This window comes from Sulfitobacter sp. M368 (genome assembly GCF_025141875.1).
GTDB classification, from domain to species: Bacteria; Pseudomonadota; Alphaproteobacteria; order Rhodobacterales; family Rhodobacteraceae; genus Sulfitobacter; species Sulfitobacter mediterraneus_A.
In genome coordinates, this window is the sequence record NZ_CP081113.1 from 2,917,847 (window position 1) to 2,942,423 (window position 24,577).

Annotated in this window: 30 protein-coding genes; 20 read left to right on the plus strand and 10 right to left on the minus strand. The window is 59.6% G+C overall.

The features are described from left to right. Positions 1-189: 189 nt before the first annotated feature. A complete protein-coding gene (locus K3754_RS14500) occupies positions 190-486 on the plus strand; it encodes a hypothetical protein (RefSeq protein WP_259938189.1) in 297 nt (98 codons plus the stop codon). A gap of 76 nt (positions 487-562) precedes the next feature. Here K3754_RS14500 and ychF read toward each other — a convergent pair whose 3' ends face one another. Next, a complete protein-coding gene (gene ychF, locus K3754_RS14505; RefSeq protein WP_259938192.1) occupies positions 563-1,660 on the minus strand; it encodes a redox-regulated ATPase YchF in 1,098 nt (365 codons plus the stop codon). Positions 1,661-1,719: 59 nt separating this feature from the next. Further along, positions 1,720-1,923 carry a hypothetical protein gene (locus tag K3754_RS14510; protein WP_259938194.1) on the minus strand — a complete coding sequence of 68 codons (204 nt, stop codon included), beginning with the start codon at positions 1,921-1,923 and terminating at the stop codon, positions 1,720-1,722. A 153-nt stretch (positions 1,924-2,076) separates the two neighbouring features. Between K3754_RS14510 and trpA the strand changes: the two genes are divergently transcribed. Next, on the plus strand, positions 2,077-2,868 hold the full coding sequence (gene trpA, locus K3754_RS14515) for a tryptophan synthase subunit alpha (RefSeq protein ID WP_259938196.1): 792 nt from the start codon (positions 2,077-2,079) through the stop codon (positions 2,866-2,868). 4 nt (positions 2,869-2,872) lie between these two features. Here trpA and K3754_RS14520 read toward each other — a convergent pair whose 3' ends face one another. Both K3754_RS14520 and K3754_RS14525 read right to left on the minus strand, forming a co-directional pair. Further along, a complete protein-coding gene (locus K3754_RS14520) occupies positions 2,873-3,313 on the minus strand; it encodes a MarR family winged helix-turn-helix transcriptional regulator (protein WP_259938197.1) in 441 nt (146 codons plus the stop codon). Positions 3,314-3,326: 13 nt separating this feature from the next. Beyond that, entirely contained in the window at positions 3,327-4,433 is a 1,107-nt protein-coding gene (locus K3754_RS14525; RefSeq protein ID WP_259938198.1) for an Acg family FMN-binding oxidoreductase, read from the minus strand. Positions 4,434-4,566: 133 nt separating this feature from the next. On the opposite strand from K3754_RS14525, the gene K3754_RS14530 reads away from it, so the two are divergent. Then, a complete protein-coding gene (locus K3754_RS14530) occupies positions 4,567-5,733 on the plus strand; it encodes an alpha-hydroxy acid oxidase (protein ID WP_203210421.1) in 1,167 nt (388 codons plus the stop codon). Positions 5,734-5,756: 23 nt separating this feature from the next. Then, entirely contained in the window at positions 5,757-6,377 is a 621-nt protein-coding gene (locus K3754_RS14535; protein ID WP_259938199.1) for a hypothetical protein, read from the plus strand. Here K3754_RS14535 and K3754_RS14540 read toward each other — a convergent pair. After that, positions 6,362-7,516: an MFS transporter gene (locus K3754_RS14540; protein WP_203210419.1), complete on the minus strand. Its 1,155-nt coding sequence runs from the start codon at positions 7,514-7,516 to the stop codon at positions 6,362-6,364. The genes K3754_RS14535 and K3754_RS14540 overlap by 16 nt on opposite strands. A gap of 148 nt (positions 7,517-7,664) precedes the next feature. Between K3754_RS14540 and K3754_RS14545 the strand changes: the two genes are divergently transcribed. The 5 genes from K3754_RS14545 to K3754_RS14565 all read left to right on the plus strand — a co-directional run bounded on the left by K3754_RS14545 (position 7,665) and on the right by K3754_RS14565 (position 11,908). Further along, on the plus strand, positions 7,665-8,321 hold the full coding sequence (locus K3754_RS14545) for a 50S ribosomal protein L25/general stress protein Ctc (protein WP_259938200.1): 657 nt from the start codon (positions 7,665-7,667) through the stop codon (positions 8,319-8,321). A gap of 245 nt (positions 8,322-8,566) precedes the next feature. Beyond that, entirely contained in the window at positions 8,567-9,256 is a 690-nt protein-coding gene (gene pth, locus K3754_RS14550) for an aminoacyl-tRNA hydrolase (RefSeq protein WP_259938201.1), read from the plus strand. Continuing rightward, positions 9,253-10,293 carry a DUF2332 domain-containing protein gene (locus K3754_RS14555; RefSeq protein ID WP_259938202.1) on the plus strand — a complete coding sequence of 347 codons (1,041 nt, stop codon included), beginning with the start codon at positions 9,253-9,255 and terminating at the stop codon, positions 10,291-10,293. Before pth ends, K3754_RS14555 begins: the two co-directional genes overlap by 4 nt. 58 nt (positions 10,294-10,351) lie before the next feature. Next, positions 10,352-11,515: a serine hydrolase gene (locus K3754_RS14560; protein ID WP_259938203.1), complete on the plus strand. Its 1,164-nt coding sequence runs from the start codon at positions 10,352-10,354 to the stop codon at positions 11,513-11,515. A gap of 6 nt (positions 11,516-11,521) precedes the next feature. Next, positions 11,522-11,908, plus strand: coding sequence for a DUF2237 family protein (locus K3754_RS14565; protein WP_259938204.1), 387 nt, complete (start codon positions 11,522-11,524; stop codon positions 11,906-11,908). A 200-nt stretch (positions 11,909-12,108) separates the two neighbouring features. Here the strand turns inward: K3754_RS14565 and trpB are convergent, their stop codons facing one another. Together trpB and K3754_RS14575 are read right to left on the minus strand one after the other, a co-directional pair. Continuing rightward, complete coding sequence (gene trpB, locus K3754_RS14570) at positions 12,109-13,341, minus strand: tryptophan synthase subunit beta (RefSeq protein ID WP_203210413.1); 1,233 nt, start codon at positions 13,339-13,341, stop codon at positions 12,109-12,111. Between the two features lie 103 nt (positions 13,342-13,444). Continuing rightward, positions 13,445-15,373, minus strand: a complete 1,929-nt coding sequence (locus K3754_RS14575; protein WP_259938205.1) for an AsmA family protein — start codon at positions 15,371-15,373, stop codon at positions 13,445-13,447. Positions 15,374-15,434: 61 nt separating this feature from the next. Here K3754_RS14575 and rimO point away from each other — a divergent pair, with 61 nt between their 5' ends. The 5 genes from rimO (at position 15,435) to trhA (ending at position 19,469) form a co-directional block, all read left to right on the plus strand. Beyond that, positions 15,435-16,832, plus strand: a complete 1,398-nt coding sequence (gene rimO / locus K3754_RS14580; protein WP_259938207.1) for a 30S ribosomal protein S12 methylthiotransferase RimO — start codon at positions 15,435-15,437, stop codon at positions 16,830-16,832. Next, entirely contained in the window at positions 16,814-17,548 is a 735-nt protein-coding gene (locus K3754_RS14585) for a hypothetical protein (RefSeq protein ID WP_259938209.1), read from the plus strand. Before rimO ends, K3754_RS14585 begins: the two co-directional genes overlap by 19 nt. 440 nt (positions 17,549-17,988) lie before the next feature. After that, on the plus strand, positions 17,989-18,357 hold the full coding sequence (locus K3754_RS14590) for a hypothetical protein (protein ID WP_259938211.1): 369 nt from the start codon (positions 17,989-17,991) through the stop codon (positions 18,355-18,357). A 38-nt stretch (positions 18,358-18,395) separates the two neighbouring features. After that, on the plus strand, positions 18,396-18,767 hold the full coding sequence (locus K3754_RS14595; protein WP_259938213.1) for a thiol-disulfide oxidoreductase DCC family protein: 372 nt from the start codon (positions 18,396-18,398) through the stop codon (positions 18,765-18,767). A 60-nt stretch (positions 18,768-18,827) separates the two neighbouring features. After that, complete coding sequence (gene trhA, locus K3754_RS14600; protein ID WP_259938214.1) at positions 18,828-19,469, plus strand: PAQR family membrane homeostasis protein TrhA; 642 nt, start codon at positions 18,828-18,830, stop codon at positions 19,467-19,469. Here trhA and K3754_RS14605 read toward each other — a convergent pair. The 3 genes from K3754_RS14605 to K3754_RS14615 form a co-directional block, all read right to left on the minus strand. Next, the gene (locus tag K3754_RS14605; protein WP_203210407.1) at positions 19,451-19,804 is read right to left on the minus strand and encodes a YigZ family protein; all 354 of its coding nucleotides are present in this window, start codon (positions 19,802-19,804) and stop codon (positions 19,451-19,453) included. The genes trhA and K3754_RS14605 overlap by 19 nt on opposite strands. An 11-nt stretch (positions 19,805-19,815) precedes the next feature. Further along, positions 19,816-20,172, minus strand: coding sequence for a hypothetical protein (locus tag K3754_RS14610; RefSeq protein ID WP_259938216.1), 357 nt, complete (start codon positions 20,170-20,172; stop codon positions 19,816-19,818). Between the two features lie 73 nt (positions 20,173-20,245). Further along, on the minus strand, positions 20,246-20,965 hold the full coding sequence (locus K3754_RS14615; RefSeq protein WP_259938218.1) for a M48 family metalloprotease: 720 nt from the start codon (positions 20,963-20,965) through the stop codon (positions 20,246-20,248). Between the two features lie 127 nt (positions 20,966-21,092). On the opposite strand from K3754_RS14615, the gene K3754_RS14620 reads away from it, so the two are divergent. The 6 genes from K3754_RS14620 to K3754_RS14645 all read left to right on the plus strand — a co-directional run bounded on the left by K3754_RS14620 (position 21,093) and on the right by K3754_RS14645 (position 24,476). Then, complete coding sequence (locus tag K3754_RS14620; protein WP_203210404.1) at positions 21,093-21,323, plus strand: hypothetical protein; 231 nt, start codon at positions 21,093-21,095, stop codon at positions 21,321-21,323. A gap of 17 nt (positions 21,324-21,340) precedes the next feature. Next, the gene (locus tag K3754_RS14625) at positions 21,341-22,216 is read left to right on the plus strand and encodes a branched-chain amino acid aminotransferase (RefSeq protein ID WP_259938219.1); all 876 of its coding nucleotides are present in this window, start codon (positions 21,341-21,343) and stop codon (positions 22,214-22,216) included. Positions 22,217-22,317: 101 nt separating this feature from the next. Beyond that, a complete protein-coding gene (locus K3754_RS14630; RefSeq protein WP_203210402.1) occupies positions 22,318-22,776 on the plus strand; it encodes a universal stress protein in 459 nt (152 codons plus the stop codon). 83 nt (positions 22,777-22,859) lie between these two features. Further along, the gene (locus K3754_RS14635) at positions 22,860-23,420 is read left to right on the plus strand and encodes a NifU family protein (protein WP_025046568.1); all 561 of its coding nucleotides are present in this window, start codon (positions 22,860-22,862) and stop codon (positions 23,418-23,420) included. Beyond that, complete coding sequence (gene tsaB, locus K3754_RS14640) at positions 23,413-24,024, plus strand: tRNA (adenosine(37)-N6)-threonylcarbamoyltransferase complex dimerization subunit type 1 TsaB (protein ID WP_259938220.1); 612 nt, start codon at positions 23,413-23,415, stop codon at positions 24,022-24,024. Before K3754_RS14635 ends, tsaB begins: the two co-directional genes overlap by 8 nt. 11 nt (positions 24,025-24,035) lie before the next feature. Next, positions 24,036-24,476 (plus strand): GNAT family N-acetyltransferase, encoded by a 441-nt coding sequence (locus K3754_RS14645; protein WP_238936791.1) that lies wholly within the window; start codon positions 24,036-24,038, stop codon positions 24,474-24,476. Positions 24,477-24,577 lie beyond the last annotated feature (101 nt).

Here is a 24,577-nt window from a genome sequence, read left to right on the forward strand (position 1 = left end):
GCTTGTGAGAGTGAAGTGAACACCGCGCTAACATGCTGTTAGGAAAACAGAAAACCGCCCAATCCCACGCTCAGAATGCGGCGGTTCCTTCTCTGGCAGGAACTATGTCCGCCGTCCGTCATTATCTATCCATCAGACGACACAACAACGCGGCAGAGATCGCCGCCACTTCAGAAAAAAGGAAACGATATGACTTTGAGCAAAATCACATTGACCGCCGCTACTGCCGCCCTGATTGGATCCGCCGCCTATGCTGACAAAAGCACGCGCTATTACGACATGCGCGCCGACACCTCGCAAAGTGCCTCGGTGGAGCCCAACGCCGCCTCACAGGATCAGCGTGTGGTGCGTGGGGAGACCATTCCAGGCAACACTGCGGGCGAGGAGAACATCGTGACCTACTCAAGCCGCAATGCGCCGGTTAATCCTGGCTATCAGAACGTATATTCTGCCGGCGGCATTGGCCCATACAACGACAGCCGGTGATGGCCTCTGCCCCTCAAAAACAACAAAAGGCGCCTGCATCCGCGGGCGCCTTTTGACATCGCGAGGACGCCGGTTTTTACGTGTTGAACAAGAAGTGCAGCACGTCACCGTCTTTGACGGTATAGGCCTTGCCCTCGGCGCGCATTTTGCCTGCCTCTTTTGCAGGCCCCTCGCCGCCCAATGTCACAAAATCATCATAGGCAATCGTCTCGGCGCGGATGAAGCCTTTTTCGAAATCGCCGTGGATCACACCGGCCGCTTTGGGCGCGGAGGTTCCGGTTTTGATGGTCCAGGCGCGGGCCTCTTTGGGGCCGACGGTGAAATAGGTCTCCAGATGCAGCAGCTCATAACCTGCGCGGATCAACCGGTTGAGGCCCGCTTCTTTCAGACCCATTTCTTCAAGGAACATATCGGCTTCTTCGTCTTCGAGCTGGCTGATCTCTTCTTCGATCTGGGCGGAAATGATCACATGGGCATTGCCCTGCGCAGCGGCCATTTCGGCCACTTTGGCCGAAAAATCGTTGCCCTCTGCCGCTTCGCTTTCGCCGACATTACAGACATAAAGGACCGGCTTGGTGGTCAACAGTTGCAGCATGCGCCAGGCTTTGGCGTCCTCATCGTCCACCTCGACCACGCGGGCGGGTTTGCCCGCCTCCAGCGCCTCAAGCGCCATGCGCATCAGGCGTTCCTGCTGCACGGCTTCCTTGTCACCGCCGCGCACCTTGCGCACGATGTTTTGCAGGCGCTTTTCGATGCTTTCGATGTCCGCGAGCATAAGTTCGGTGTCGATGGTCTCGGCATCCGCAACCGGATCAACGCGGCCTTCAACATGGGTCACATCGCCGTCTTCGAAACAGCGCAGTACATGGGCAATCGCATCCACTTCGCGGATGTTGGCGAGGAACTGATTGCCCAGCCCTTCGCCCTTGGAGGCTCCTTTAACGAGACCGGCAATATCCACAAAGGTCATCCGCGTCGGGATGATCTGTTTGGAGCCTGCAATCGCCGCCAATGTATCGAGCCGTGCGTCCGGCACTGCCACTTCGCCGACATTGGGTTCGATGGTGCAAAACGGAAAATTTGCCGCCTGCGCCGCCGCCGTGCGGGTCAGCGCGTTGAAAAGGGTGGATTTGCCCACATTCGGCAGCCCCACAATACCCATCTTGAAACCCATGATACCGTCCTTTTTAGATCAGGGGCTGTCCTAGGGGTTTGCAGGGCGTTGCGCAAGCCTCAGCGGGCGTCGCGTCTATAGCGGCGGTCCTCATGGGTCTGATAGATCAAGATCCAGGCCAGCAGCACAAACATCGGATGGGTCAGACCGCCGGTGAACAAAATCGCAGGCACCCAGATCAGGAACACAACGATGCTCAGAAACACCCGCCCCAAAAGCAGGATGGAAAGCGGCGGCAGAAAGAGGGCAAGTACATAATTCATACCCCCTAGATAGGGCGGCGGGCCGAAATTTGAAGGGAGCAGGTCAAATGGCCGCTCTGGAGGTGCAAAAATGCCCCCTGCCCCGCGTGGCGGATTGATTTCCCCGGCGGTTTTCGGCATTGCCGAAGGCAACAGCATTGAAAGGCCACCGACATGACCCGCATTGACGCAAAATTTGCCGATCTCAAAGCCAAGGGCAAGAAAGCCTTTGTGTCCTACATCATGGCTGGTGACCCCGATTTTGATGCCTCCTTGGCCGTGATGCGCGGCTTGCCTGAGGCTGGCGTGGATGTGATCGAACTGGGCCTGCCCTTCACCGATCCAATGGCCGATGGCCCGACGATCCAACTGGCGGGCCAACGCGCCCTTGATGCGGGCATGACCCTGAACCGCACGCTTGAGATGGCCGCAGAGTTCCGCAAACAGGACGACACCACACCGATTGTTCTGATGGGCTATTACAACCCGATCTATTCTATGGGCGTGGACGCCTTTCTGTCGGCGGCCAAGGCGGCGGGCATTGACGGGCTGATCGTGGTGGATCTGCCCCCCGAAGAGGACGAAGAGCTGTGCCTGCCCGCACAGGCCGCCGGGCTTAACTTCATCCGTCTGGCCACGCCAACCACCGACGACAACCGCCTGCCACGGGTTGTGCAGAACACCTCGGGCTTTGTTTATTATGTCTCCATCACCGGCATCACCGGCGCGGCTGAGGCCGAAGCGGGCGACGTGGCCCCCGAGGTCACCCGCATTCAAAAGGCCAGCGGCCTGCCGGTGATTGTCGGGTTTGGCGTGAACACCCCCGAAAAATCCGAGGCTATCGCAGGCGTTGCAGATGGTGTGGTCGTCGGTTCTGCCATCGTGTCGCGTATTGCAGCAGGGGACAGCACGGCGGATGTTCTTGCCTTTGTAAAAACCCTGTCAGACGGCGCTCACCGGGCTTAAGCGCCTAACCGCCTGCAGTCACATCGCGGGCATCGTCAAGGTATTCGCGCAATGCGGTCAGGGTGGGTTTGATCCGGGCCAGCGCGGCCATGTCAAACCCCTTGGCCAGCAGGGCAAAATCTGCACCCAGCGCGGTGATCACCTCTTGGCGCATTGCAATGCCCTTGTCCGTCAGCCAGACCCGTTTGGACCGCCCGTCATCAGGGTTTGAGCGCATTTCGACCAACCCATGCTGCACCAGCCCTTTTATGGTGTGGGTCATTGAGGTTTTTGGCACCTGAAAGGCGCGGGCCATGTCGATCGGCACCGCGCCATCACCCCGCATCGTCAGGTGGTTGAGGACCGCAAAATGCGGTGCAATCAAACCATCCGGCAAGCGCGCCTCAAGTCGGGCGCGGCTGAGCTGTTCGATGATCCCGACCTCTTTGAAAAAGTCGAAGATCATGGCGGGGTCGAAGTCATGCGTCAATCAGCTTGGTCTCCAGTGGCCAACGCGGCGTGCGCTGTGTGGCTGGACCATAGCCCAACCGCCCCAGCATTTGAACCGTATGCCCCTCGGGAGCGAGCATTTGATGCGCCTGCGCGTAATGCTCTTTCATTTCAGGATATTCCTGCAACGCCTGACTGACCGGATGCAACGACAGCCCCATCCCTGTGGTCGCCAGATTAAGCCGAAGCCAGCGGCGCCCCGCTGCAATCTGATCCGTCCGGTTGTTGCCATTGGTGGTGACCACCGCATAGGCAGGCGTGGCCATCAGCATGTCGTGATAGATCGTTAGTCCTTGTTGAAAACCGCTGCTGTCTGGATCAGAAAGCGCCTCCCGGCTGAGCAGTCCTGCCACCATTAATCCCTCCAGAAACGGGCCGCCGAGATCAATGCCATCAGGGTTGGCGTTGATTTCGGTTTTGCCCATCCGCATCAGATCCACACTTTCCTGCATCGTGCGCGGGGTCATCGTTTCGACCATCCAGGCATCAATGGTCAGCCTGCGCAGCTTGTCGACCATCGCGGGATCAGTGTGGATATCTGCAAGCAGCTCAAGTTGATTGGCCAATGCCGCAGGCACCGTGCGGTCCTCATAGGGTTCCTTGCACGATCCGCGCATCAGGATATGCGCCGCCAGCGGATCGGCTTCGCCGCCTCTGGTCAGTTCCGCATTGGCCACAGGGCCATCAGGCCCTTCGGGGAACAGCGTCACCTCAGTCTGGTACCCCGCTGCGCCAGCCGCCAGTTCCATCTGCTCGATGAAACAGCCCAAACCGATAAAAATTTGCCGGTCGAGCGGATCGGTCTCGGGCAGGGCTTTGGTGCTGTCTCGGATCAGGGTCAGCCCGGTATCCCCCTCCAGCCGTACTTGCCAGGGTTGCAGGTTGTGCGGGTTCGGGGCCAGCAGTGCATAGCTCAGTGCGTTCAATCTTGGATCGTCATATTGGCCCGCCAAGGACCATGGCCGGATTGCGCTGTTCGGTGTGCGTGTCGCCGCAAAGCCGCCCACTGCCCCCGTTGCCGCCAACACAGTGCCGCCGCCGATCAGAGCCAATGCTTTTCGTCTGGAAAGTGCCATTTCGAATCTCCATATAGTACGATTTCGAACTATATATATGGTACAACATCGCACCAATCAACCCAGCAAAAAGAAAATTGATCTTCTGCCTGCTGATTGGTAAGCAAACATTACCAAAGTGGAGCAAAACACCATGCCCGTCATCACGAACATCAATGATCTCAAACGCATCTACGAACGCCGCGTGCCGCGCATGTTCTTTGACTATTGCGAATCCGGCAGCTGGACGGAGCAGACCTTCCGCGAGAACACCTCTGATTTTGACCAGTTGCGCCTGAGGCAACGGGTCGCGGTCGATATGTCGGGGCGCAGCACCGCGAGCCAGATGATCGGTCAGGATGTGGCCATGCCCGTGGCGCTGGCCCCGGTTGGCCTGACCGGCATGCAACACGCCGATGGCGAGATCAAAGCGGCCAAAGCCGCGCGGGATTTCGGGGTGCCCTTCACCCTGTCCACGATGTCGATCAACTCCATCGAGGATGTGGCCGAGGCAACGGGCGCGCCGTTCTGGTTTCAGCTCTATACAATGCGCGATCAGGACTATGTCAGCCGCCTGATCCAGCGGGCCAAGGACGCCAATTGTTCGGCTTTGGTAATCACACTGGATCTGCAAATTCTGGGACAACGCCACAAGGATCTGAAAAACGGGCTGTCTGCCCCGCCAAAACTGACGCTCAAGACCATGGCCAATCTGGCGACCAAATGGTCATGGGGGCTTGAAATGCTCCGGGCGCAGCGGCGCGAGTTTGGCAATATCGTTGGCCATGTCGATGGGATCTCCGATGCCTCCAGCCTTGGGGCATGGACCGCGGAACAGTTCGATCCATCACTGGATTGGAACAAGGTCGCCAAGCTTAAAGAACAATGGGGCGGCAAGGTGATCCTCAAAGGAATTCTGGATGCCGAAGACGCCAAAATGGCGCTCAAGGTCGGTGCGGATGCGATCATTGTCTCCAACCACGGCGGCCGCCAGCTTGACGGTGCGATCAGTTCCATCGCGGCGCTGCCTTCCATTCTGGACGCGGTTGGCGACCAGGTCGAAGTGCATCTGGACAGCGGCATCCGCTCTGGTCAGGACGTGCTCAAGGCGCTGGCCATGGGGGCCAAGGGCACCTTTATCGGGCGGGCCTTTGTCTATGGCCTTGGCGCGATGGGCCAAAAGGGCGTGACCACCGCCCTTGAGGTCATCCACCGCGAGCTGGACATCACCATGGCCCTTTGCGGGGAAACAAAAGTCACGGATCTGGGCCGCCATAATCTTTTGGTGCCGCGCGATTTTGGCGGGGTCTGGCAGTCTTGATCCCCCCCTGATAGGTCTGGTCCATGTTGATTTTCCTGCGGCATAGACTGGCCTTTCTGGCGGTCCCCAAGACCGGCACAACTGCCGTTGAAATGGCCCTGCGCCCCAAGGCGGAGGTGATCTTTTCACGCAATCGAAAGCATATCAACGCGCAGAGGTATATGCGCAAGATCGGCCCGTTTCTGGAGGATACCTTTGGCGTCTTTCCCGAACCGCTGGCGGTGATGCGCGATCCGGTCGATCAGATCCGCAGTTGGTACAAATATCGCACGGCGGACCGGCTCAAGGGCAGCGATCTGAGCACCGATGGCATCAGCTTTGACGATTATGTGAGGGACGTCATTTCGGAGAAACCGCCCCCCCACGCCCAGATTGGCACGCAGTTCAATTTCCTCACTGATGGCAGCGGCGCGGTTCAGGTTGAACATCTGTTCGCCTATGAAAACCAACATACCTTCAGGCAGTTCCTGTCAGAACGGTTGGAGGAGCCGGTCGAAATCGCGCCCAGGAATGTCTCACCGCCTATGGATGCCGCACTGAGCGATGATGTTGCCGCGCTGTTGCGGGCGGCGCGGGCCGATGAATTTGCGCTTTATGCCCGGTTGCTGGCCGCTGGCGGCTATTTGCATCAGGCGCGGGCGTAGGCCACGCGCCGCGCCACCGCCGGGATCAACGCCAACGCCGTCAGGGCCAGCAGCACCGCGATTGCCCCGAAGGCCGTGCGCAGACCAAAGCCTTCGGCGATCAATCCCATCAAGGGCGGGCCAAAGAAAAACGCGCCATACCCAAGCACCGAGGCGCGGCTGATCGCCGCCAGCCGCACCTGCGGCGCAACCACCCGCCCGATCAACGCAAGCGCCAAGGGCGCCACCACCGAAATGCCCAATCCCGCAATGGCAAAGCCGGTCAGCGCGACAGCGACACTGCCCGCAGCCGCCGCCAGCACCAGCCCGGCGGCAGAAACCAAGGCAGCCACCAGCATCAGATGGGTGTCACGCATCCACTGGGACAGCGCATGACCGCTAAGCCGGCCAATGCCCATCGTCAGCCCCAAAAGCGCCGGGCCCATGGCCCCTTCGCCCGCGGTGCCGCCCAAGGTCCGCTCAAGATGCAGCGCCGACCACCCTTCGGAGGCCGCCTCGGCCAGAAAGGCCATCATCACCACCAGCCCCACCAAAAGGACCAGCACATGCGGCAAGCCGCTGTTTGGTGTGTCACGAATCTCCTGCACCTCGGGGGCAACCCCGTAAGAGGCCCAGGCCAGCAGCGCCAATATCACACAGACACCCGCAAAAACCGGAACCGGCGTAACCTCAAGGCTGCGCAGGGCACCGGTCGCCAGCGCTCCGCCTGCATAGGCAAAGGAATAGAGCGCATGATTGAGGTTCATCAGCGATCTGCCAGAGCGCTCTTCGATCTCGGACACCCGCGCATTGATCAGGACATCCACAACCCCGGATCCCGCAGAGGCCAGCAAAAGCGCAACCGTGAGAAACGTCAGGCTGGCCGCCGCCCCCGCACCAAACATCCCCAGCCCCAGTGCGGCCATGCCCAATGGCAGCGCCAACCCTTTGGCGTATTTCTGGCAGGCAGGTGCCAGCCACATGGCCGCCACCGCCCCGAAGGCCGCAAACAAAACCGCCGCCCCATAAGCCCCGTCCGAGGCCTCTACATTGGCCTTGATCACCGGCATCTGGGCGAAATACACAGCCCAGGTCAGCCCGATGGCGAGAAATCCGGCAAGGGGTTTGCGAGTCAAATAAAGATCGTTTTTCAGGCTCATTGCACCGGCTTGCCACGCCCGTGATCAAGAGCCAAGACCGCAAGGACAGATTTGCCCTTTTCACACCGGCAAAAGGCGTCTATACGCGCGGCTTCACGCGGGAATACAGCCTTGGAGGATTCCCGCCCTAAATATATTGGAGATTAAAATGGCCGGAGAGATTCCAGATCTTGAAGCCCAGGTTCGCACGGGGACAGGCAAGGGCGCCGCTCGTCAGGCGCGCCGTGACGGTATGGTACCAGGAATTGTGTTCGGGGGCGACAGCGATCCCTTGCCGATCAACATTCCTTTCAACAAGCTGCTGACAATGCTGCGCAAGGGCCGGTTCAAGTCCACCCTGTTCAACATGAAAGTCGAAGGTCACGACGACGTGCGTGTGATCTGCCGCGACGTTCAGCGCCATGTTGTCAAAGACCTGCCGACGCATGTTGACTTCATGCGCCTCAAGCGCACCACTAAGGTGAACCTGTTCATCAACGTTGAAGTGCACGGCGAAGAAACATCCCCGGGTCTGAAAAAGGGCGGCGTTCTGACGCTGATCCGACCAGAAGTTGAACTGGTGGTAACTGCGGCTGACATTCCTGAAAGCCTCGTCATTGACGTGTCTGGTCTGGAAATCGGCGACAACCTGACAATTTCCGATGTGGACCTGCCAGCAGGTGCCAAGCCAACAATCGACCGTGACTTTGTTATCGCGCAGGTCTCCGCACCTTCCGGTCTGGCCAGCCAGTCCGACGATGAAGACGAAGACGTCGCAGCCGACGAAGTGCCAACCACAGAGCAATCTGACGGCGACGAAGAATAAGCATCACGCGCCTTGCGCAAATGCTGAAAGGGGTCGCATCTGCGGCCCCTTTTGTTTTTCCGGCCAACGCCGCGAGAATACTCCAGGTGCTCTGACAGATGACATTATGATCTGGGTCTTTCCATAAGGTGCTGGCCCGCCTCCAGACGCGCCCCCAAATTCTGGCCCAAGGCAATTTTGCCGCCCCGAGCATTTCCCTCGCCCCGCAGCAGCGTTACAGTGCCGCCAAGTTCAGGAGTGATGTGATGAAATTGATTGTTGGTCTCGGCAACCCCGGTGGCAAATACGCCCGTAACCGGCACAACATCGGCTTTATGGCCCTCGACCAAATCGCGGCGGATCATGGATTTGCCCCGTGGAAGGGCAAGCATCAGGGCAGCATCAGCGAAGGGCGATTTGGCACTGATCGGGCGGTGCTGTTGAAACCTGAGACCTTTATGAACAACTCCGGCCAGTCGGTGCAGGCCGCGATGCGGTTTTACAAGCTGGAACCGGCAGATGTGATCGTGCTGCACGACGAGATCGACCTCGCCCCCGGCAAGGTCAAGTGCAAAACCGGCGGCGGCCATGCGGGGCACAACGGGTTGCGCTCCATCCATGCCCATATCGGGCCGGAGTATGACCGCGTGCGCCTTGGGGTCGGCCATCCCGGCCACAAGGATGCGGTGCCGGGCTATGTGCTGCGCGATTTTCCCAAGGCCGACGCGGATTGGCTCGATGATGTGCTGCGCGGGATCAGCGATGGCGTGGCGCATCTGGCAGTGGGCGACACGGCAAAGTTCTTGAACGCCGTGGCCATGCGGGTGAACCCGCCGCGTTCCGGTACGGGCACCAAGGGGCCGAAAGCGACCAAGGCGGCTGAACCTGCCCCGGCAGAAACTGTTGAAGAGCCACAGAAATCTCCGTTTCAGAAGCTGATGGAGAAATTCCGTTGAACTTCACACAAGCCTTCCGCGCCCAAGCTGACGCCTGCACGCGCTTGGGCTCGCCTTTCATGGGCCAGCTGTTGTCCATCCTCGCAGAGCATTGGCCCGCGACCGGTACATTGGCCACCAAGATGGCAGCCTTTGACGGTGACATCGGGCCAGCGGGCCACTCGCTGCCACTTCGCATCGCAGGTGGCCTGCACGCCTTGGTGCTGAGCGGCCAGTCACCCGAGCTTGCCGCGCTTTATCCGCCCCATGCCGCCTCAGATAGCGATCTGCGCGATGGCGTCCTGACAGCTTTGAGCCAGCATGAAGCCTTTTTGCTGGAGTGGACGGACAGCGCCCCGCAAACCAACGAGGTGCGCCGCTCCGCCGCGTTGATTGCGGGTGCCCATGTCGCCGCCGCACATTTCGACCTGCCCATCCGGCTGAGCGAGCTGGGCGCAAGCGGCGGGCTGAACCTGATGTGGGATCATTTTGCTGTTGACGCTGGCGGGGTGCGCTTTGGCGCCTCCGATCCGGCTCTGGTTCTGCACCCCGATTGGGACGGCCCCCTGCCCCCCGAGACGGCGCCCTTCATCGCTGATCGCGCTGGCGTGGACCTCAATCCGCTTGACCCATCCACCGGCGAAGACCTGCTGCGCCTCTCGGCATATCTCTGGCCGGATCAGCCCGAAAGGCTTGCCCTGACGCGGGCGGCGGCCAGCGTCACCAATGCGCCGCTCACGCGCGGTGACGCGATTGATTGGCTGGCGCCGCGTCTTGACGATGCCCCCGAGGGACAGTTGCACCTGATCCAGCACACAGTCGCATGGCAGTACTTTCCCAAAGCCGCGCAAGACCGGGGCCGCGCTCTGATCGAGGCCGCTGGCGCCAGGGCCACCGCGCAGCGCCCGCTGGCTTGGCTGTCAATGGAAAGCGATGGTGACACCAGCGGCAACATGGGCGCAGCACTGGTGCTGCGGCTTTGGCCCGGCGATCTCACGCTCAATCTGGGCCGGGCCGATTTTCATGGCCGCTGGATCAAATGGGACTACGCAGGGTAAAGCTTGGCATTAAAGACCCGCCTGTGCTTGGATGATGCAGGGACAATGGGGGATCACCATGCGTAGTTTCGGTAAATGGCTGGGGCGGCTGCTTTTGGCACTTGTTCTGGCGGCAGTGGTCGTCGGGCTCTGGAAACGCGAAGAGATCACGCGCCTGCTTGCAGTGAACTCCCTCTTCAGCGCGGATAAGATCGTTTCGAACTTCAGCCATATGGATGCGGCCTTCCTGACCGCCCCCGTGCCGCGGGGCAACGGTCCGACTGCGCCGCTGGATTACGGCCCCGAAACCGCCCTGCCGTCAGAGGTGGATCAATGGATCACCGACCGGACCGTTACCGCGCTTGTGGTGCTCAAGAATGGCGACATCGTCTATGAGAACTACTTTCAGGGCACCGGACCGGATGATCTGCGGATCTCCTGGTCGGTCGCCAAAAGCTACCTTTCGGCACTTGTCGGGATTTTGCTGGACGAAGGCAAAATTGCCTCTCTCGACGATCCGGTCACCCAATACGCACCGCAACTCAAGGGCAGCGCCTATGACGGGGCAACCCTGCGCAATGTCCTGCACATGTCCAGCGGCGTGACCTTTGACGAGGATTACCTCGACAAGAATTCCGACATCAACCGGATGGGCCGCATCCTCGCCTTGGGCGGCAAGATGGATGACTTCGCTGCAGGTTTGACCGAACGCTACGCCGCGCCCGGCCAGCAATGGCAATATGTCTCGATCGACACCCATGTGATCGGCATGGTGGTGCGCGGCGCGACGGGGCGCAGCATCGCCGACCTGCTTAGCGAGAAGATCATCGTGCCTCTCGGCCTGGAACGCAGCCCCTATTACGTCACCGATGGTGTCGGCACCGCCTTTGTGCTGGGCGGTCTCAACCTGACCACCCGCGACTACGCCCGCTTTGCCCAGATGTTCGCCCAGGGCGGTGAATGGCAGGGTCAACAGATCGTTCCAGCCAGCTGGGTGGCTGAATCAACCACTGCCAGCGCCCCGACGGCACCGGGCAAAATCGGCTATGGCTACCAATGGTGGATCCCCCAAGGGGCCGCGCCGGGCGAATACATGGCGCGCGGGGTCTACGGCCAGTACCTTTACATCGACACGGCCCGCAACGTGGTGATCGCCACCAATGCCGCCGATCGCAAATTCCGCGAGCCGGGCGTCAGCCAGCGCAATATCGACATCTTCCGACTGATCGCCAAAAACCTGTGAGGGACCATGGAACCTGACCAAAGCATCAATGTGCTGAACGGCCCGCTTGCCCTCTGCGGCACCGATCCAGTTACCGGTTTTTTCCGCGACGGGATGTGCAACACCTGCGCCGAAGATCATGGAAGCCACACGGTCTGCGCCGTGATGACCGCAGAATTCCTCGCCTATTCGAAATATGTCGGCAATGACCTCAGCACCCCGAGGCCCGAATTCGGCTTTGACGGGCTGAACCCCGGCGACACATGGTGCCTCTGCGCGGGCCGGTTTTTGCAAGCCGCCGACGAGGGCTGCGGGCCCAAGGTCTCGCTCGAAGCCACGCACATCCGCGCCTTGGACGTGGTGCCTTTGCAAACCCTCAAAGACCACGCGTTGCAAAGGCCAGCCAAAGACTGAACTTGCCCCTTTTTGGCCCTAAATACCTCCGGGGGTTTGGGGGCTGGCCCCCAATGATCTCTCGTTTGGGGGCTGGCCCCCAATGGTCTCTCGTTTGGGGGCTGGCCCCCAATGGTCTCTCGTTTGGGGGCTGGGCCCCAATGGTCTCTCGTTTGGGGGCTGGGCCCCAATGACTGCGCGGTTTGGGGCCGCTGGAGAACCTAGGCGAATTCACCCATCTCAAAGCCCAGCGCCTTGGCGACGGTAAAGATATCCTTGTCGCCGCGCCCGCACATGTTCATGCAGATGATGTGATCCTTCGGCAGCTCCGGTGCGATCTTCATCACATGCGCCAGGGCGTGCGATGGCTCCAACGCGGGGATGATCCCTTCCAACTCACAGCACAGCTGGAACGCCTCCAGCGCCTCCACATCCGTGATCGACACGTATTTCGCACGGCCAATCTCGTGCAGCCACGCATGCTCTGGCCCGATGCCGGGATAATCCAGCCCCGCCGAGATGCTGAAGCCTTCAAGGATCTGGCCATCGTCATCTTGCAACAGATAGGTTCGGTTGCCATGCAGCACGCCAGGGCGGCCGCCGGTCAGAGAGGCGCAATGCTCCATCTTGGCGTTCACACCTTTGCCGCCTGCCTCGACACCGATGATGTTCACTTCCTTGTCATCAAGAAACGGGAAGAACAGGCCCATCGCATTCGACCCGCCCCCGATGGCGGCAATCACGGTGTCAGGGAAACGGCCCTCGGCGGCAGTCATCTGCTCGCGCACTTCCTTGCCGATGATGCTTTGGAAATCGCGCACCATGGCTGGATATGGATGCGGTCCTGCCACGGTGCCGATGCAGTAGAATGTATCGCGCACATTGGTCACCCAATCGCGCAGGGCATCGTTCATCGCGTCTTTCAGCGTACCCCGGCCAGAGGTGACGGGCACCACTTCGGCGCCCAGCAGCCGCATACGGAACACGTTGGGTGCCTGACGTTCCACGTCATGTGCGCCCATATAGACCACGCATTTCAAGCCAAACTTCGCACAAACCGTCGCCGTGGCGACCCCGTGCTGGCCCGCGCCGGTTTCCGCGATGATGCGTTTCTTGCCCATGCGCCGGGCGAGGATGATCTGGCCCAGCACGTTGTTGATCTTATGCGCACCGGTGTGGTTCAGCTCGTCACGCTTCATATAGACCTTGGCGCCGCCCAGATGTTCGGTCAGGCGCTCTGCATGATACAATGGGCTGGGCCGGCCCACGTAATGCGTCCAAAGGTCGTTCATCTCTGCCCAGAAACTGTCGTCGGTTTTGGCCTTTTCGTATTCCTGCTCCAACTCGAGGATCAGCGGCATCAACGTCTCGGATACGAAACGCCCGCCAAAATCACCAAAACGGCCCTTTTCATCGGGGCCGGTCATGAAACTGTTGAAAAGATCGTTGGCCATAACGGCGCTCCTTCATGAGATCGGGCATGTGGTCTGGCCTGACATAGCGCAGCATAGGCCGGACCGCCACTAGGATCGTATAGGAAATTGCACCCCTGCGGCGTCAATCAAAAATGCTCAGCAGTTCCTTTTTCAACTTGTCCTCGATCCCGTCCTTGACCGCCTCTTCGATGGACTGGCCCTCTTGAACCTTCACGCCCAGTTCCTTCTCGATCTTTTGCTGGACCTTGGCTTCTACCTTGGCTTTGGCTTCTTCCTTTTCTTTCTGGAAATTGAGATCCACCGCCGCTTTCAGATCTGGCCGGATCTTGGGATCGGCCCATGGCCCGTAAATCCGCACAGGCACCGCGAGCCCGCGATCCCCGTTCACCCGCAGCGCCTTGGGCGTCACCGTGTAATCCAGCGTCTGCGCGCCCAGATTGATCTCCCCCGCGCCTGCCGCGTTGAAATTGGGCAGCAACATCAGCAGGTCCGAATTGCGCAACACCCCGCCCTTGATGGCGTAGCTGGCGTTCAGGCTGTCAAACACCGTGGTGCCGCCCTCCACATCAAACGAGCCCAGCAGCGCGTCCAGATCGATCCCTTCGATGGCCCCGCGCCCCACCTTGAGGCTGCCCTCACCGCTGAGAGAGCGCATGATCGCATCCACGCTTTGCCCCACCCCTAGGAACGAGAGCGAGGCGTTGCCCTGCCCGCGAAACCGGCTCAGATCGGCCAAATCGGTCAGCAGAGGCTGCATCTGCACGCCGAGCGCCTGCAATTTGCCGCCCACGGACAGGCCGTTGCGGTTGTTCATCACAAATTCGCCCGCCAGTTTGCCGTCATAGGCGTTGACCTCGCGCAGCTCGAACACCATCCGCGATCGATCGTTGCGCAGCACCGTGCGTGTCGCGCCCAAGGACAATGCGCCCAGATCAATGCGGCTCGCGTTCAAGGCAATGGTGCCGTTAAACGCCGCCAGACCCGAGGCATCAATGCGGTCTTTGGGCCAACCCGCCCCGGCACTGCTGCCGCCGCCCTCGCCGCCTTCGGTGAGGCTGCGCAGATCCAGCGCTCCGGCGTTCAGCTGCGCATTGATCTGTGGCACACCGTTCAGCGCCACATCGACCCCGCCGCGCAGGGTGTTGCCGCCCAGATCCGCCACCAGATCCCGCAGCGCAAGCCGCCGGTCGGGGGTCAGCGTCAGATCAGCCGTGACATTCAGGCTTTGCCCCAGTCCCTTGGGCAACTCCACACCGCCCGCGCCCAGTTGCGCCAGAAATGTCCCGGTGTTCCCGGCCTTCAGCGCGAAAGCCCCCGCAACCGCCCCTTCGAGCGATCCGCGCCCTTGCAGGCTCAGCTCGCCGCCTTTGGCCGTGATCCTGGCCCGCAGCGGCTGCACCGCACCGGTCAGGAAAGACCCAAAATTCTCGATCCGCGCATCAATATTGACCTTGTCCTGCGCGGGGCGCAAAGCCGCCGAGATATCCGCCGCGCCATTGGCGTCGGGCCAATCCAGTGTCAGATCAACCCCTTGATAAGAAACCAGATCCGCCCCTTCGGCATCATAGATCAGGGTCGCATCGGTGATCTTGAGCTTTTGGATGGTCACCGCCTTGGCAGGCCGCGCGGGCGAGGTTTCGGTCTCGATCTGCGCCGCGCCTGTGGCGTCTGTGAACTGCCAACTTGCGCGGCCATCCTTGCGGCTTTCCAGCCGGATCGTCGGGCTTTGCGCCTCGATGTTGGTGATGCGAATTTCGCCGCGCAGCAGCGCTGATGCATCCACCCCAATCGCCGCGTTCGTGGTGCTGAGCATCGCGCCGTCCTTGGCCCAGCTGGCATTGCCCACCTCAAGACCGCCCGCTGTCACCCCCAGAACCGGCCAGAATGTCATGGAAACATCGCCGCTGATCGTCACATCGCGCCCCGTCACCTTGCGCAGCTGATCCCCCGCGATCTGCGCGATCTTGTCCGCAGGCAGCATCAAAACGCCCACGACGACCAGCACAGCCACCAAAACCACAAGGCCCAAAACCCGCATGATCCATTTCATTGCCGCTCTCCTGTTTTGCGGGGGCTTTCACCGCCCCTTTGCTTGCCTTATAGCCCATTGGATGAGCACAAACCCACCCAATCTGCGCCCTGATCTGGCCCCCAAAGCCAAAATCAGCGATCCCTCCCGCCCCGGCCAGCCGACCATCGGCATGGTCTCGCTTGGTTGTCCCAAGGCACTGGTGGACAGTGAACGCATCCTGACGCGGCTGCGCGCCGAAGGCTATGGGGTTTCGCCCGATTATGCCGGGGCCGATGCGGTGATCGTGAACACCTGCGGCTTTCTCGACAGCGCCAAGGCCGAAAGCCTTGATGCCATTGGCGAGGCGCTGACCGAGAACGGCAAGGTGATTGTCACGGGCTGCCTCGGGGCAGAGCCCGACTATATCCGCGAACATCACCCTCGCATTCTGGCGGTGACCGGCCCGCATCAATATGAACAGGTGCTGGATGCCGTGCATGGCGCGGTGCCGCCCAGCCCCGATCCCTTTGTGGATCTTCTGCCGGCACAGCAGGTCTCTCTGACCCCGCGCCATTACAGCTATCTCAAGATTTCCGAGGGCTGCAATCACAAGTGCAAGTTCTGCATCATCCCCGACATGCGCGGGCGGCTGCAATCGCGCCCCGCCCATGCGGTGATCCGCGAGGCGGAGCGGCTGGTGGACAATGGTGTCAAAGAACTGCTGGTGATCAGCCAGGACACTTCGGCCTTTGGCGTGGATATCAAACACGCCGAGGACCGCGGCCACCGCGCCCATATCACCGATCTGGCACGTGATCTTGGGGCGCTTGGTGCAGGGCGTGATCTTTGGGTGCGGCTACACTACGTTTACCCCTACCCGCATGTGCGCCAGCTGATCCCGCTGATGGCCGATGGGCTGATCCTGCCCTATCTCGATATTCCGTTCCAACATGCGCATCCTGATGTACTCAAACGCATGGCGCGGCCTGCGGCGGCGTCCAAAACGCTGGATGAGATTGCCGCATGGCGCGATGTCTGCCCCGATATCACCCTGCGGTCCACGTTCATTGTCGGCTATCCCGGCGAGACGGAGGCAGAATTCCAGACCCTGCTGGATTGGATGGACGAGGCGCAGCTCGACCGGGTGGGCTGTTTTCAATATGAAAACGTCGAAGGTGCGCGGTCAAGCGCGCTGCCCGATCATGTGCCGGATGAGATCAAGCAAGACCGCTGGGACCGTTTCATGGCCAAGGCGCAGGCAATCTCCGAAGCCAAGCTGGAGGCAAAGGTCGGCCAGACCCTGCAGGTGATCGTGGACGAGGTGGACGACGAGGCAGCCACCTGCCGCACCAAGGCGGACGCGCCGGAGATCGACGGAAACCTCTTTATTGACGAAGGGTTCGCAGATCTGAAGGTGGGCGATCTGGTTACCGTTGAGGTGGAAGAAGCCGGAGAATATGATTTGTGGGGGCGGGTGGTTTGCGAAAAAGACTTCTAGACCCTCTCTTAAGAAATACAGCTTTTGGTGCTTTCCTTGGGTTCGAGTTGGCAATTGGCTTAGCTTGGTTTTTTGATAACGAAATTGCGTTTGCCCCCCAGCTTCTAACAGCTTCGGCGGCGCTGTTTGGAAGCCTTCTCGCAGTAACGGGAGTTTTGGCCAGCATCGAAAACCAGCGAACGCTTGACCAGATGCAAAGACAAAGGTCTTTGGAAGCTGCCAAAGCTACTTTGCCTTTGGCGCTTACAAACTTACTGGATATCGTTGATAGAGGAATAAGGTTCACAGCGAAAAGCCTGCCCATCGATCGCACTCAAACCGAACTAGTTGATGAACTGAACCTTCCACCCGATACTCTCAAGGCACTTCAAAGAACTATTGAGTACTCCGAAGCTAGCGAAGCGCGAGTGCTAAGAGAGATTATTAGTCACTTTCAGGTGACACATTCCCGTACAAAACATTGGCTCATAGAAGACGACCAGTTTTTGATGATCCATATGAGCCTCCCTGTCGAGTGGGCCATTTTGGCGAGGAGAATTGAACAGTGCTTTGCTTTCGCCAGAGGTGAAAGTGACACCATTGAAGAGCACTTCAGCGACCTGAAAATCCGCGAATATTTTTCTGTCAGACTGCAGCTATCAAACCTAACGGTGAACCAGCTAGCCGATTCAATAATTGATACGGAAGAGCGCATCCGAAACAAAAAGAGGTTTTGATTGGCCGCCATTTCTGCCGATCGCCACTTTCGTAAGTCAACAAAACAAAGTCAGGGCTGCGAACAACAACATGGCCATGCGAGCTGCCCAATCCTTATGGCTCGAAAACTGTCAATTTTTAAGTTCTGAAAACCTGTCTCTCCGCAATGAGTGAACGGCATTTATCGCGACTTGAGACCTTGCACAACCACATGGCGCACCCGCCGTGCAGCGTCAGACCGCCCCACCAGCCTGACGCTTTTGCGGACGGATGTGCCCTCTCGCTAACGAACCTTAAATAGCCAACATAAATGATAGGTCAGATGCGCCAGCCCGCAGTCTGCCGCTGCACGGCGCGTGTTGTGTTTCGAAGGTGGTCAAACGGCCGATGTTCTCCTCCCCCTTGAAAATGTTCCCCATATGTTCTATATCTTAATGAAACGTTAAGAGAGGTGCATATCATGTCCTTCCAACCCTCATTTCCCGGCCTGTTTTCCCCCGCACGCGGGGCCGCGCCGGTTGAAGCTGAACCGCAATCCACCGCCGCGCAGCCCGCGACGGAAAAGCAGATCGCCTATGCCCGCGTGCTGTCCGCCAAATCCGGCGCGGCCCTGCCGGAGGGGATCACCGCAGACCGTGCGGCGCTGTCCAAATGGATCGACGCCCACAAGGCGCCCGCACCGCAGGGCCGGTTCAGCAATTACCCCTCTTCCAAACAGGTGGCCTTTGCCGAACGCATTGCACGGCTCAAGCGCAATCCGGTACCGCCCGAGTGTTTCCGCGACAAGACCATGATGTCGCGCTGGATCGACAGCAATAAACCGCGCTGACCCTTTGCCGCCGGGCCGCTGCGCCCTATCTTTGCACCATGAGCAGCGACACCAAAGTTTTGTACAACGGCCAATGTCCGGTTTGCAGCCGCGAGATGGATCATTACGCCAAGGCCAGCACCAAGGCCGCTATCCCGATCCGTTATGATGACCTGAACGATCCGGCCAAGCTGGCCGATTGGGGCATAGACAGTGATCAGGCCGCGCGGCGGCTGCATCTGCGTAAGAACGGGCAGACGTTTGTGGGCATTCCGGCCTTTATCGAACTGTGGCAAGAGATCCCGCGCTATCGCTGGCTTGCACGGGCGGTGGCGCTGCCGGGGGTCAATCGGCTGGCGGTGCTGGGCTATGATCACGTGCTGGCGCCTCTGATCTATCGCTGGCACCTCTGGCGGCAAAAACGCGCCTAAGCGGGAGCTTTCCCTTTGGTCATCCATGGCGTGTTTACAAACCGCTGCTAGGCTTTGTGCATGGCTTATCCTTACTCCAAAGCGGAAACACTTGCCGATGGCGCGGTGCATCTGGCCGGTCTGTTGCTGGCCGTGCCTGCCTCGGTGATCTTATTGATCCAAGCGGCGCATAGCGGCACGGCGCTGGCCCCGACAGGGCTTTATGCCGGTTGCATGATCTTTGCCTTCATGGCCTCGGCGATCTACCATCTGACACCGCACGACGGGCTGCGCCCGGTCTTGAACCGGATTGACCATGCCGCGATTTACTTCAAGATTGCAGGAACTTACACCCCTCTTGTCATGGTGATCGGATCGGGTTTTGCCTATGGCATTCTCGGTATCGTCTGGGCGCTGGCGGTCATTGGTGCAGTGGCCAAGCTGTGGTTCTGGCGCACCGACGGGCGCGGATCATTGGCGCTTTATCTATTGATGGGCTGGCTGTCGGTTCTGCTGATCTGGCCGATGTGGATGACCCTGCCGGGCGGCGCATTGGCGCTGATCGTGGCGGGCGGTCTGACCTATTCGGTCGGCACATTTGTCTATGCCCACAAGGGGATGCGGTTCCAAAACGCGATCTGGCATGGCTTTGTGCTGGTGGCCTCCGCCTGTTTCTTTGCCGCGATCCTGCTGAGCCTCTGGGCTCACGCGCCGTCGATATAGGCGCTGACGCAGGTCTGTACATGGCGGAACCTGTCACCGCCCAGATGTTTGCCGCCATACCAGCGGGTCACGACAATCACATGATCGGTCAGCTCTTCGCGCTCCAGCATCCGCAGGATAACCATGCCTGCACCGGCCTCGCCATCGTCGCCCTTGAGGGGCGTTCCATCCGCGAACAGAACCCCCCAGGTGTTGTGGGTCGCCTTGGCATAGGCCTTGTCCCGCTTGAGCGATTTTAGCAAGGCATCGACCTCGGCGCGGGTTGTGGCGGGCCCGCCGGACACTGCATATTTCGATCCGCGATCGGTCAGGATCACGCCCAGCTTCTTGTGCATATCGGTGTCTTTCAGCGGCGGGTCAAACGCTCTAGCGCGGTGCCGTTTTGCCATGTGCCGTGCAGGTTGCCGTTGGCCATCACCACATAGATTACCGGATGCGGCTGGCCCCAGTTGACCACCACAATTTGGCCGTCGCGCACACCGCTGCCAGCGTAGGTCTGGCTGCCCACGGTCCATGTGACCTGCACCGATCCGTTCTGTTCGCTCACAACCGCCACACCGGAATAGGCCGATCCATCTGGATTGCGCCCTTCGGCAGTGAAAACACCAGAGATCCCAACGGTTTGCGCCGCTACAGGATAGGCCAGACAGGCCACCATAGCCCCTGCGATCCAGGCCCTGCGGGTGAAATTGCTGCGGCTCATTGGTCTCTCCTGCGGTGTGCTTACTTATTCAGATTAACTCACATTTGTCGCCGATGATACCAATGTGCAACGATCAAAAATCAGCGGCTGTCTCTTGTACGATCTCTATTCTGGCTGCATTTGGCGGATGGGTTCCCAAGAAGACGTCACCGGGATCTGGAATACGGTTAAAGAATTCAGCCCCCCTAATCGGATCATAGCCTGCCTTTGCGGTTATGACTGTGCCCAGAGCATCGGCTTCCAATTCATACCTTTTAGAATAAGCGCGGGCGCCGTAATCCGCACCAACACGACGGGCTGTTTGAACGGCTGCGTTATCTCCCCCGTTCAACAGTGCGATGCCCGCCAGAATGACTTCTCCAGCCATTGCGTTAAATTTTTGACGGGGAATATGCCCTGAAATATGGTGCGCCGCCTCATGACCCAATATGAAAGCCAGCTCATCAGCATTTTTTGCTGTTTTGATCATTTGCAGGGTAAAGACGATAACTGGACGCCCCCATTTGTCTAGAGTCTGGTAAGCATTGGCAGGCTCATCCGGGCGAACATCCACCACAATCCAAAAATTGCAATTTATCCGTCTGGTGCGAACCCGACATTCCTGTTCTGCAATCGGCTCGACATCTTCAACGACGTGAACGAACCTGCGTACAGCTTGGTTTTGTTGCAACTTGGCCAAATAAGACTGTGATACAGCAGTTGTACCGCCTTGCGCTTCGGTCTGCACAGGCACCACTTCGCAGGCTGCCAGCACCGCCACAGCGACAATCGCGCACATCGTCTTTTTGATCATCTGCCAACGTCCTTTGGGCAATATCCAATTGACGCCAATCTAGCACGCCCGGCGTATGAGGCCACCCCGATCACCACCAAGTGACACAGTGCTTGCAAAGCCCTGCCGAAACCATCAGGTTTGCCCCATGTTTACCATTGAACACGAATTCGACGCGACGGTGATCACCCTTGTGGACGAAGGCAGCACGCCCCTCCGCGAAGATGTAACCGTACAGGCCTTTGCTGGCGAGATCACTTTTGAACAATGGGATCCGCGCACGGACCGGGTCTCCAAAATCACGCTTTCGCCGGATCAGCTTCGCGATTTGACGGCGGCGCTGAACCTGCCCGAAGGCATCTACCGCAGCGCACCATAAGAACAGGACCAACCAAGATGGCCACCGGAACCAACATCAAAACCTATTACGACGGCGCTTGGCATGACGGCGACAAGACCGTGATCAATGCCGCAGATCATGGCGCATGGCTGGGCACCACCGTGTTTGACGGCGCACGCCTGTTTGACGGGCTGTCCCCTGATCTTGAAGCCCATTGCGCCCGCATCAACCGGTCTGCCAAGGCGCTGATGATCACACCCACCGTTGAAACAGAAGAGATGGTCGAGATGGTCCGCGAGGGCTTGAAAAGCTATGGCCGCGACAGCGCCGTTTACATTCGTCCGATGTATTGGGCGCTGGCCGGTGACGAGCTTGGCATTGTCCCGCGTGAGGGGGCAACCGGGTTTGCCATCAGCCTCGAAGAGATCCCGATGGCCCCGCCCGAGGCCGCGACAACCCTGACCCGAACACGCTTCCGCCGCCCCGTGCTTGAGGACAATGTCGTGAATGCCAAAGCAGGCTGCCTCTATCCCAACAACGCCCGCATGATGGTCGAGGCCAGATCCAAAGGTTTCGGCAATGCCCTGGTGGCCGATGCGGCCGGAAACGTCGCCGAAAGCGCCTCTGCCAATGCGTTTATGGTCAAGGATGGCGAGGTTTTCACGCCGATTCCCAATGGCACCTTTCTGGCGGGCATCACCCGTGCGCGGCACATCAAGAACATGCAGGCCGATGGCATCAAGGTACATGAAACCGTGCTGTCCTTTGACGATTTCCACGATGCGGACGAGGTTTTCCTGTCGGGCAACATGATGAAAGTGACCCCTGTCAAAGCCTTTGACGACACCACTTACGAGGTGGGTGCAAACGCCAACCCCGTGACCCGCCGGGTGCGCGAAATGTATTGGAACTGGGCCGCCTCCGAACGGTAAACGGCCTGTCCAGACCTCCAAATCCGATCACTCCAGCCGCAGATAGCGATTGCCCTGCGCCTGAACTGAGGTCATGATCCGCCCTCAAGGGAGACCAGAAGATGCGCAAGTTCCTTGTTGTCTTGGACGACAGTACAGAATGCCTTAATGCCATGCGTTTCGCCGCGCTGCGAGCCGCTCACACCGGCGGCGGGGTAGAGGTTTTGGCGGTGATTCCGCCCGAAGAGTTCAATCACTGGATCGGTGTCGGTGACATCATGCGCGAAGAGGCCCGCGAGCGGATCGAAGTGCATTTCGAGGTGTTTGCAAAGTGGATGCGCGACAAACAGGGGGTCGACCCCGAACTGGTGATCCGCGAAGGTCAACCCGTGGATGAAATCATTCAGCAGATTGCCGATGATCCCGAGATCGGCGTGCTGGTGCTTGGCGCCAGCTCGGACAAGAAAAAAGGGCCCGGTCCACTTGTCACACAAATGTCCCGCTCTGCAGGCAGTTTGCCGGTGCCGATCACCATTGTGCCCGGCGATCTGAGCAAGGAGCGGCTTGAAGCGATCACCTGATTGCGCCGTTTAGAATCGTTCCAAATCTTGACACTTCGCCCCTCAGGGCGCATATCAAAGCCAAGCCATCTGAGGACACCGCGATGTTTATTCAAACCGAATCCACCCCGAACCCGGCCACGTTGAAATTCCTGCCCGGTCAATCCGTTCTGGAAATGGGAACGGCGGATTTCCCGACGCCCGACACCGCTGGTTCCTCCCCTTTGGCTACACGGCTGTTTGCGGTGGATGGTGTGACCGGCGTTTTCTTTGGCACCGACTTTGTCACCGTGACCAAGGCCGACAGCATCGAATGGGACCACATCAAGCCTGCCCTTCTGGGCGCGATCATGGAACATTTCCAATCCGGCCAGCCGGTGATGGGCGAAGGTCACGAGGCCAGCTCGGGCCATGCCGCACATGACGGCGAAGATGGCGAAATCGTTGGCCAGATCAAAGAATTGCTGGACAGCCGCGTGCGCCCCGCCGTGGCACAGGATGGCGGCGATATCACATTCCACGGCTTTGATCGTGGCGTGGTCTATCTGCACATGCAAGGCGCCTGCGCGGGCTGCCCCTCTTCGACATTGACCCTGAAAATGGGCATCGAAAACCTGCTGCGCCACTACATCCCCGAAGTGACCGAGGTGCGCCCGGTTGCCTGAGACCCCGCTTATTCTGGCGTTTGACACATCGGCCGCGCATTGCGCGGCCGCTTTGCTGTCGGGCGACCAAATCATTCAAAGCGCCGTGGAAGAAATGTCAAAAGGTCAAGCCGAACGCCTGCTTTGCCTTTGCGAAGACCTTTTGCAAGCCAGCAACAAAAGCTTTCAGGATCTTGATGCGATCGGCGTTGGCGTCGGCCCCGGCAATTTCACCGGCATTCGCATTTCCGTTTCCGCCGCGCGGGGTTTGGCACTGGGTCTTGGCGTGCCTGCGGTGGGCGTGTCCAACTTTGACGCGCTGGCCTTTGGCATCGATGGGCCTTGCGCCTGTGCCGTCGATGCCCGGCGGGGGCAGGTCTTTTTTCAAGGCATCGGCAACCCAGCCTTGGCCGAGCCTGCCTTGCATGACGCAGATGTATTGCCACCCTTCGATGGGCCATTGATCGGCGCGGGCGGCCAAGCGCCACAGCTGCCGGTGGCCGAAGCCATCGCCCATATCACCGCGCGGCGGTTTGCCACCACGACCGACCGCCCTGCCCCCCTCTACCTGCGCCCTGCCGATGCGGCCCCGGCGCGTGATGCCCCTCCGGCCATTCTGCCGTGACCCCGGCGCGGATGGCACAGCTGCACCGCGCCGCCTTCCTGCGCGAACGTCCCTGGTCAGACAAGGAATTCTCCGACCTGACCCAAAGCCGTTTTGTCCGCTGCTTTGATCACGCTTTTGGCTTTGCCCTCACCCGCACGCTTGCTGGCGAAAGCGAGCTGCTGACACTGGCCGTTGATCCCGACCATCAGGGCAAGGGAATCGGTCAGGAATTGCTGCAAAACTGGCTGGATTCCCTGCCCGAAGGCACCGAAACCGCCTTTCTTGAGGTCGCATCGGACAATCAGCCCGCGATAAATCTTTACCAGAAGTTCAAATTTATCGAGGCCGGACGCCGCGCCGCCTATTACAGCCGGAGCAATGGTACAAAGGCCGATGCTATTGTGATGCGCCGCGCCGTGACCTTTGGTCATGGCCATGTTTCACACCGCAAAATGCCAGAAAGCGGTTGACCCTCCCCCCCGCATACCGCCTAAATTGGCTCTGATCTATTGATCTTGGGCAATCGGCCAACATAGGCCGCGCCCCAACAGTATAAACCTGGGAGACAAAA

Bases quoted from the DNA above. Each gene is read 5' to 3' on its own strand.
- K3754_RS14500 (WP_259938189.1), top strand. From the start codon at position 190: ATGACTTTGAGCAAAATCACATTGACCGCCGCTACTGCCGCCCTGATT.
- ychF (WP_259938192.1), bottom strand. From the start codon at position 1,660: ATGGGTTTCAAGATGGGTATTGTGGGGCTGCCGAATGTGGGCAAATCC.
- K3754_RS14510 (WP_259938194.1), bottom strand. From the start codon at position 1,923: ATGAATTATGTACTTGCCCTCTTTCTGCCGCCGCTTTCCATCCTGCTT.
- trpA (WP_259938196.1), top strand. From the start codon at position 2,077: ATGACCCGCATTGACGCAAAATTTGCCGATCTCAAAGCCAAGGGCAAG.
- K3754_RS14520 (WP_259938197.1), bottom strand. From the start codon at position 3,313: ATGATCTTCGACTTTTTCAAAGAGGTCGGGATCATCGAACAGCTCAGC.
- K3754_RS14525 (WP_259938198.1), bottom strand. From the start codon at position 4,433: ATGGCACTTTCCAGACGAAAAGCATTGGCTCTGATCGGCGGCGGCACT.
- K3754_RS14530 (WP_203210421.1), top strand. From the start codon at position 4,567: ATGCCCGTCATCACGAACATCAATGATCTCAAACGCATCTACGAACGC.
- K3754_RS14535 (WP_259938199.1), top strand. From the start codon at position 5,757: ATGTTGATTTTCCTGCGGCATAGACTGGCCTTTCTGGCGGTCCCCAAG.
- K3754_RS14540 (WP_203210419.1), bottom strand. From the start codon at position 7,516: ATGAGCCTGAAAAACGATCTTTATTTGACTCGCAAACCCCTTGCCGGA.
- K3754_RS14545 (WP_259938200.1), top strand. From the start codon at position 7,665: ATGGCCGGAGAGATTCCAGATCTTGAAGCCCAGGTTCGCACGGGGACA.
- pth (WP_259938201.1), top strand. From the start codon at position 8,567: ATGAAATTGATTGTTGGTCTCGGCAACCCCGGTGGCAAATACGCCCGT.
- K3754_RS14560 (WP_259938203.1), top strand. From the start codon at position 10,352: ATGCGTAGTTTCGGTAAATGGCTGGGGCGGCTGCTTTTGGCACTTGTT.
- K3754_RS14565 (WP_259938204.1), top strand. From the start codon at position 11,522: ATGGAACCTGACCAAAGCATCAATGTGCTGAACGGCCCGCTTGCCCTC.
- trpB (WP_203210413.1), bottom strand. From the start codon at position 13,341: ATGGCCAACGATCTTTTCAACAGTTTCATGACCGGCCCCGATGAAAAG.
- K3754_RS14575 (WP_259938205.1), bottom strand. From the start codon at position 15,373: ATGAAATGGATCATGCGGGTTTTGGGCCTTGTGGTTTTGGTGGCTGTG.
- rimO (WP_259938207.1), top strand. From the start codon at position 15,435: ATGAGCACAAACCCACCCAATCTGCGCCCTGATCTGGCCCCCAAAGCC.
- K3754_RS14590 (WP_259938211.1), top strand. From the start codon at position 17,989: ATGTCCTTCCAACCCTCATTTCCCGGCCTGTTTTCCCCCGCACGCGGG.
- K3754_RS14595 (WP_259938213.1), top strand. From the start codon at position 18,396: ATGAGCAGCGACACCAAAGTTTTGTACAACGGCCAATGTCCGGTTTGC.
- trhA (WP_259938214.1), top strand. From the start codon at position 18,828: ATGGCTTATCCTTACTCCAAAGCGGAAACACTTGCCGATGGCGCGGTG.
- K3754_RS14605 (WP_203210407.1), bottom strand. From the start codon at position 19,804: ATGCACAAGAAGCTGGGCGTGATCCTGACCGATCGCGGATCGAAATAT.
- K3754_RS14610 (WP_259938216.1), bottom strand. From the start codon at position 20,172: ATGAGCCGCAGCAATTTCACCCGCAGGGCCTGGATCGCAGGGGCTATG.
- K3754_RS14615 (WP_259938218.1), bottom strand. From the start codon at position 20,965: ATGATCAAAAAGACGATGTGCGCGATTGTCGCTGTGGCGGTGCTGGCA.
- K3754_RS14620 (WP_203210404.1), top strand. From the start codon at position 21,093: ATGTTTACCATTGAACACGAATTCGACGCGACGGTGATCACCCTTGTG.
- K3754_RS14625 (WP_259938219.1), top strand. From the start codon at position 21,341: ATGGCCACCGGAACCAACATCAAAACCTATTACGACGGCGCTTGGCAT.
- K3754_RS14630 (WP_203210402.1), top strand. From the start codon at position 22,318: ATGCGCAAGTTCCTTGTTGTCTTGGACGACAGTACAGAATGCCTTAAT.
- K3754_RS14635 (WP_025046568.1), top strand. From the start codon at position 22,860: ATGTTTATTCAAACCGAATCCACCCCGAACCCGGCCACGTTGAAATTC.
- K3754_RS14645 (WP_238936791.1), top strand. From the start codon at position 24,036: ATGGCACAGCTGCACCGCGCCGCCTTCCTGCGCGAACGTCCCTGGTCA.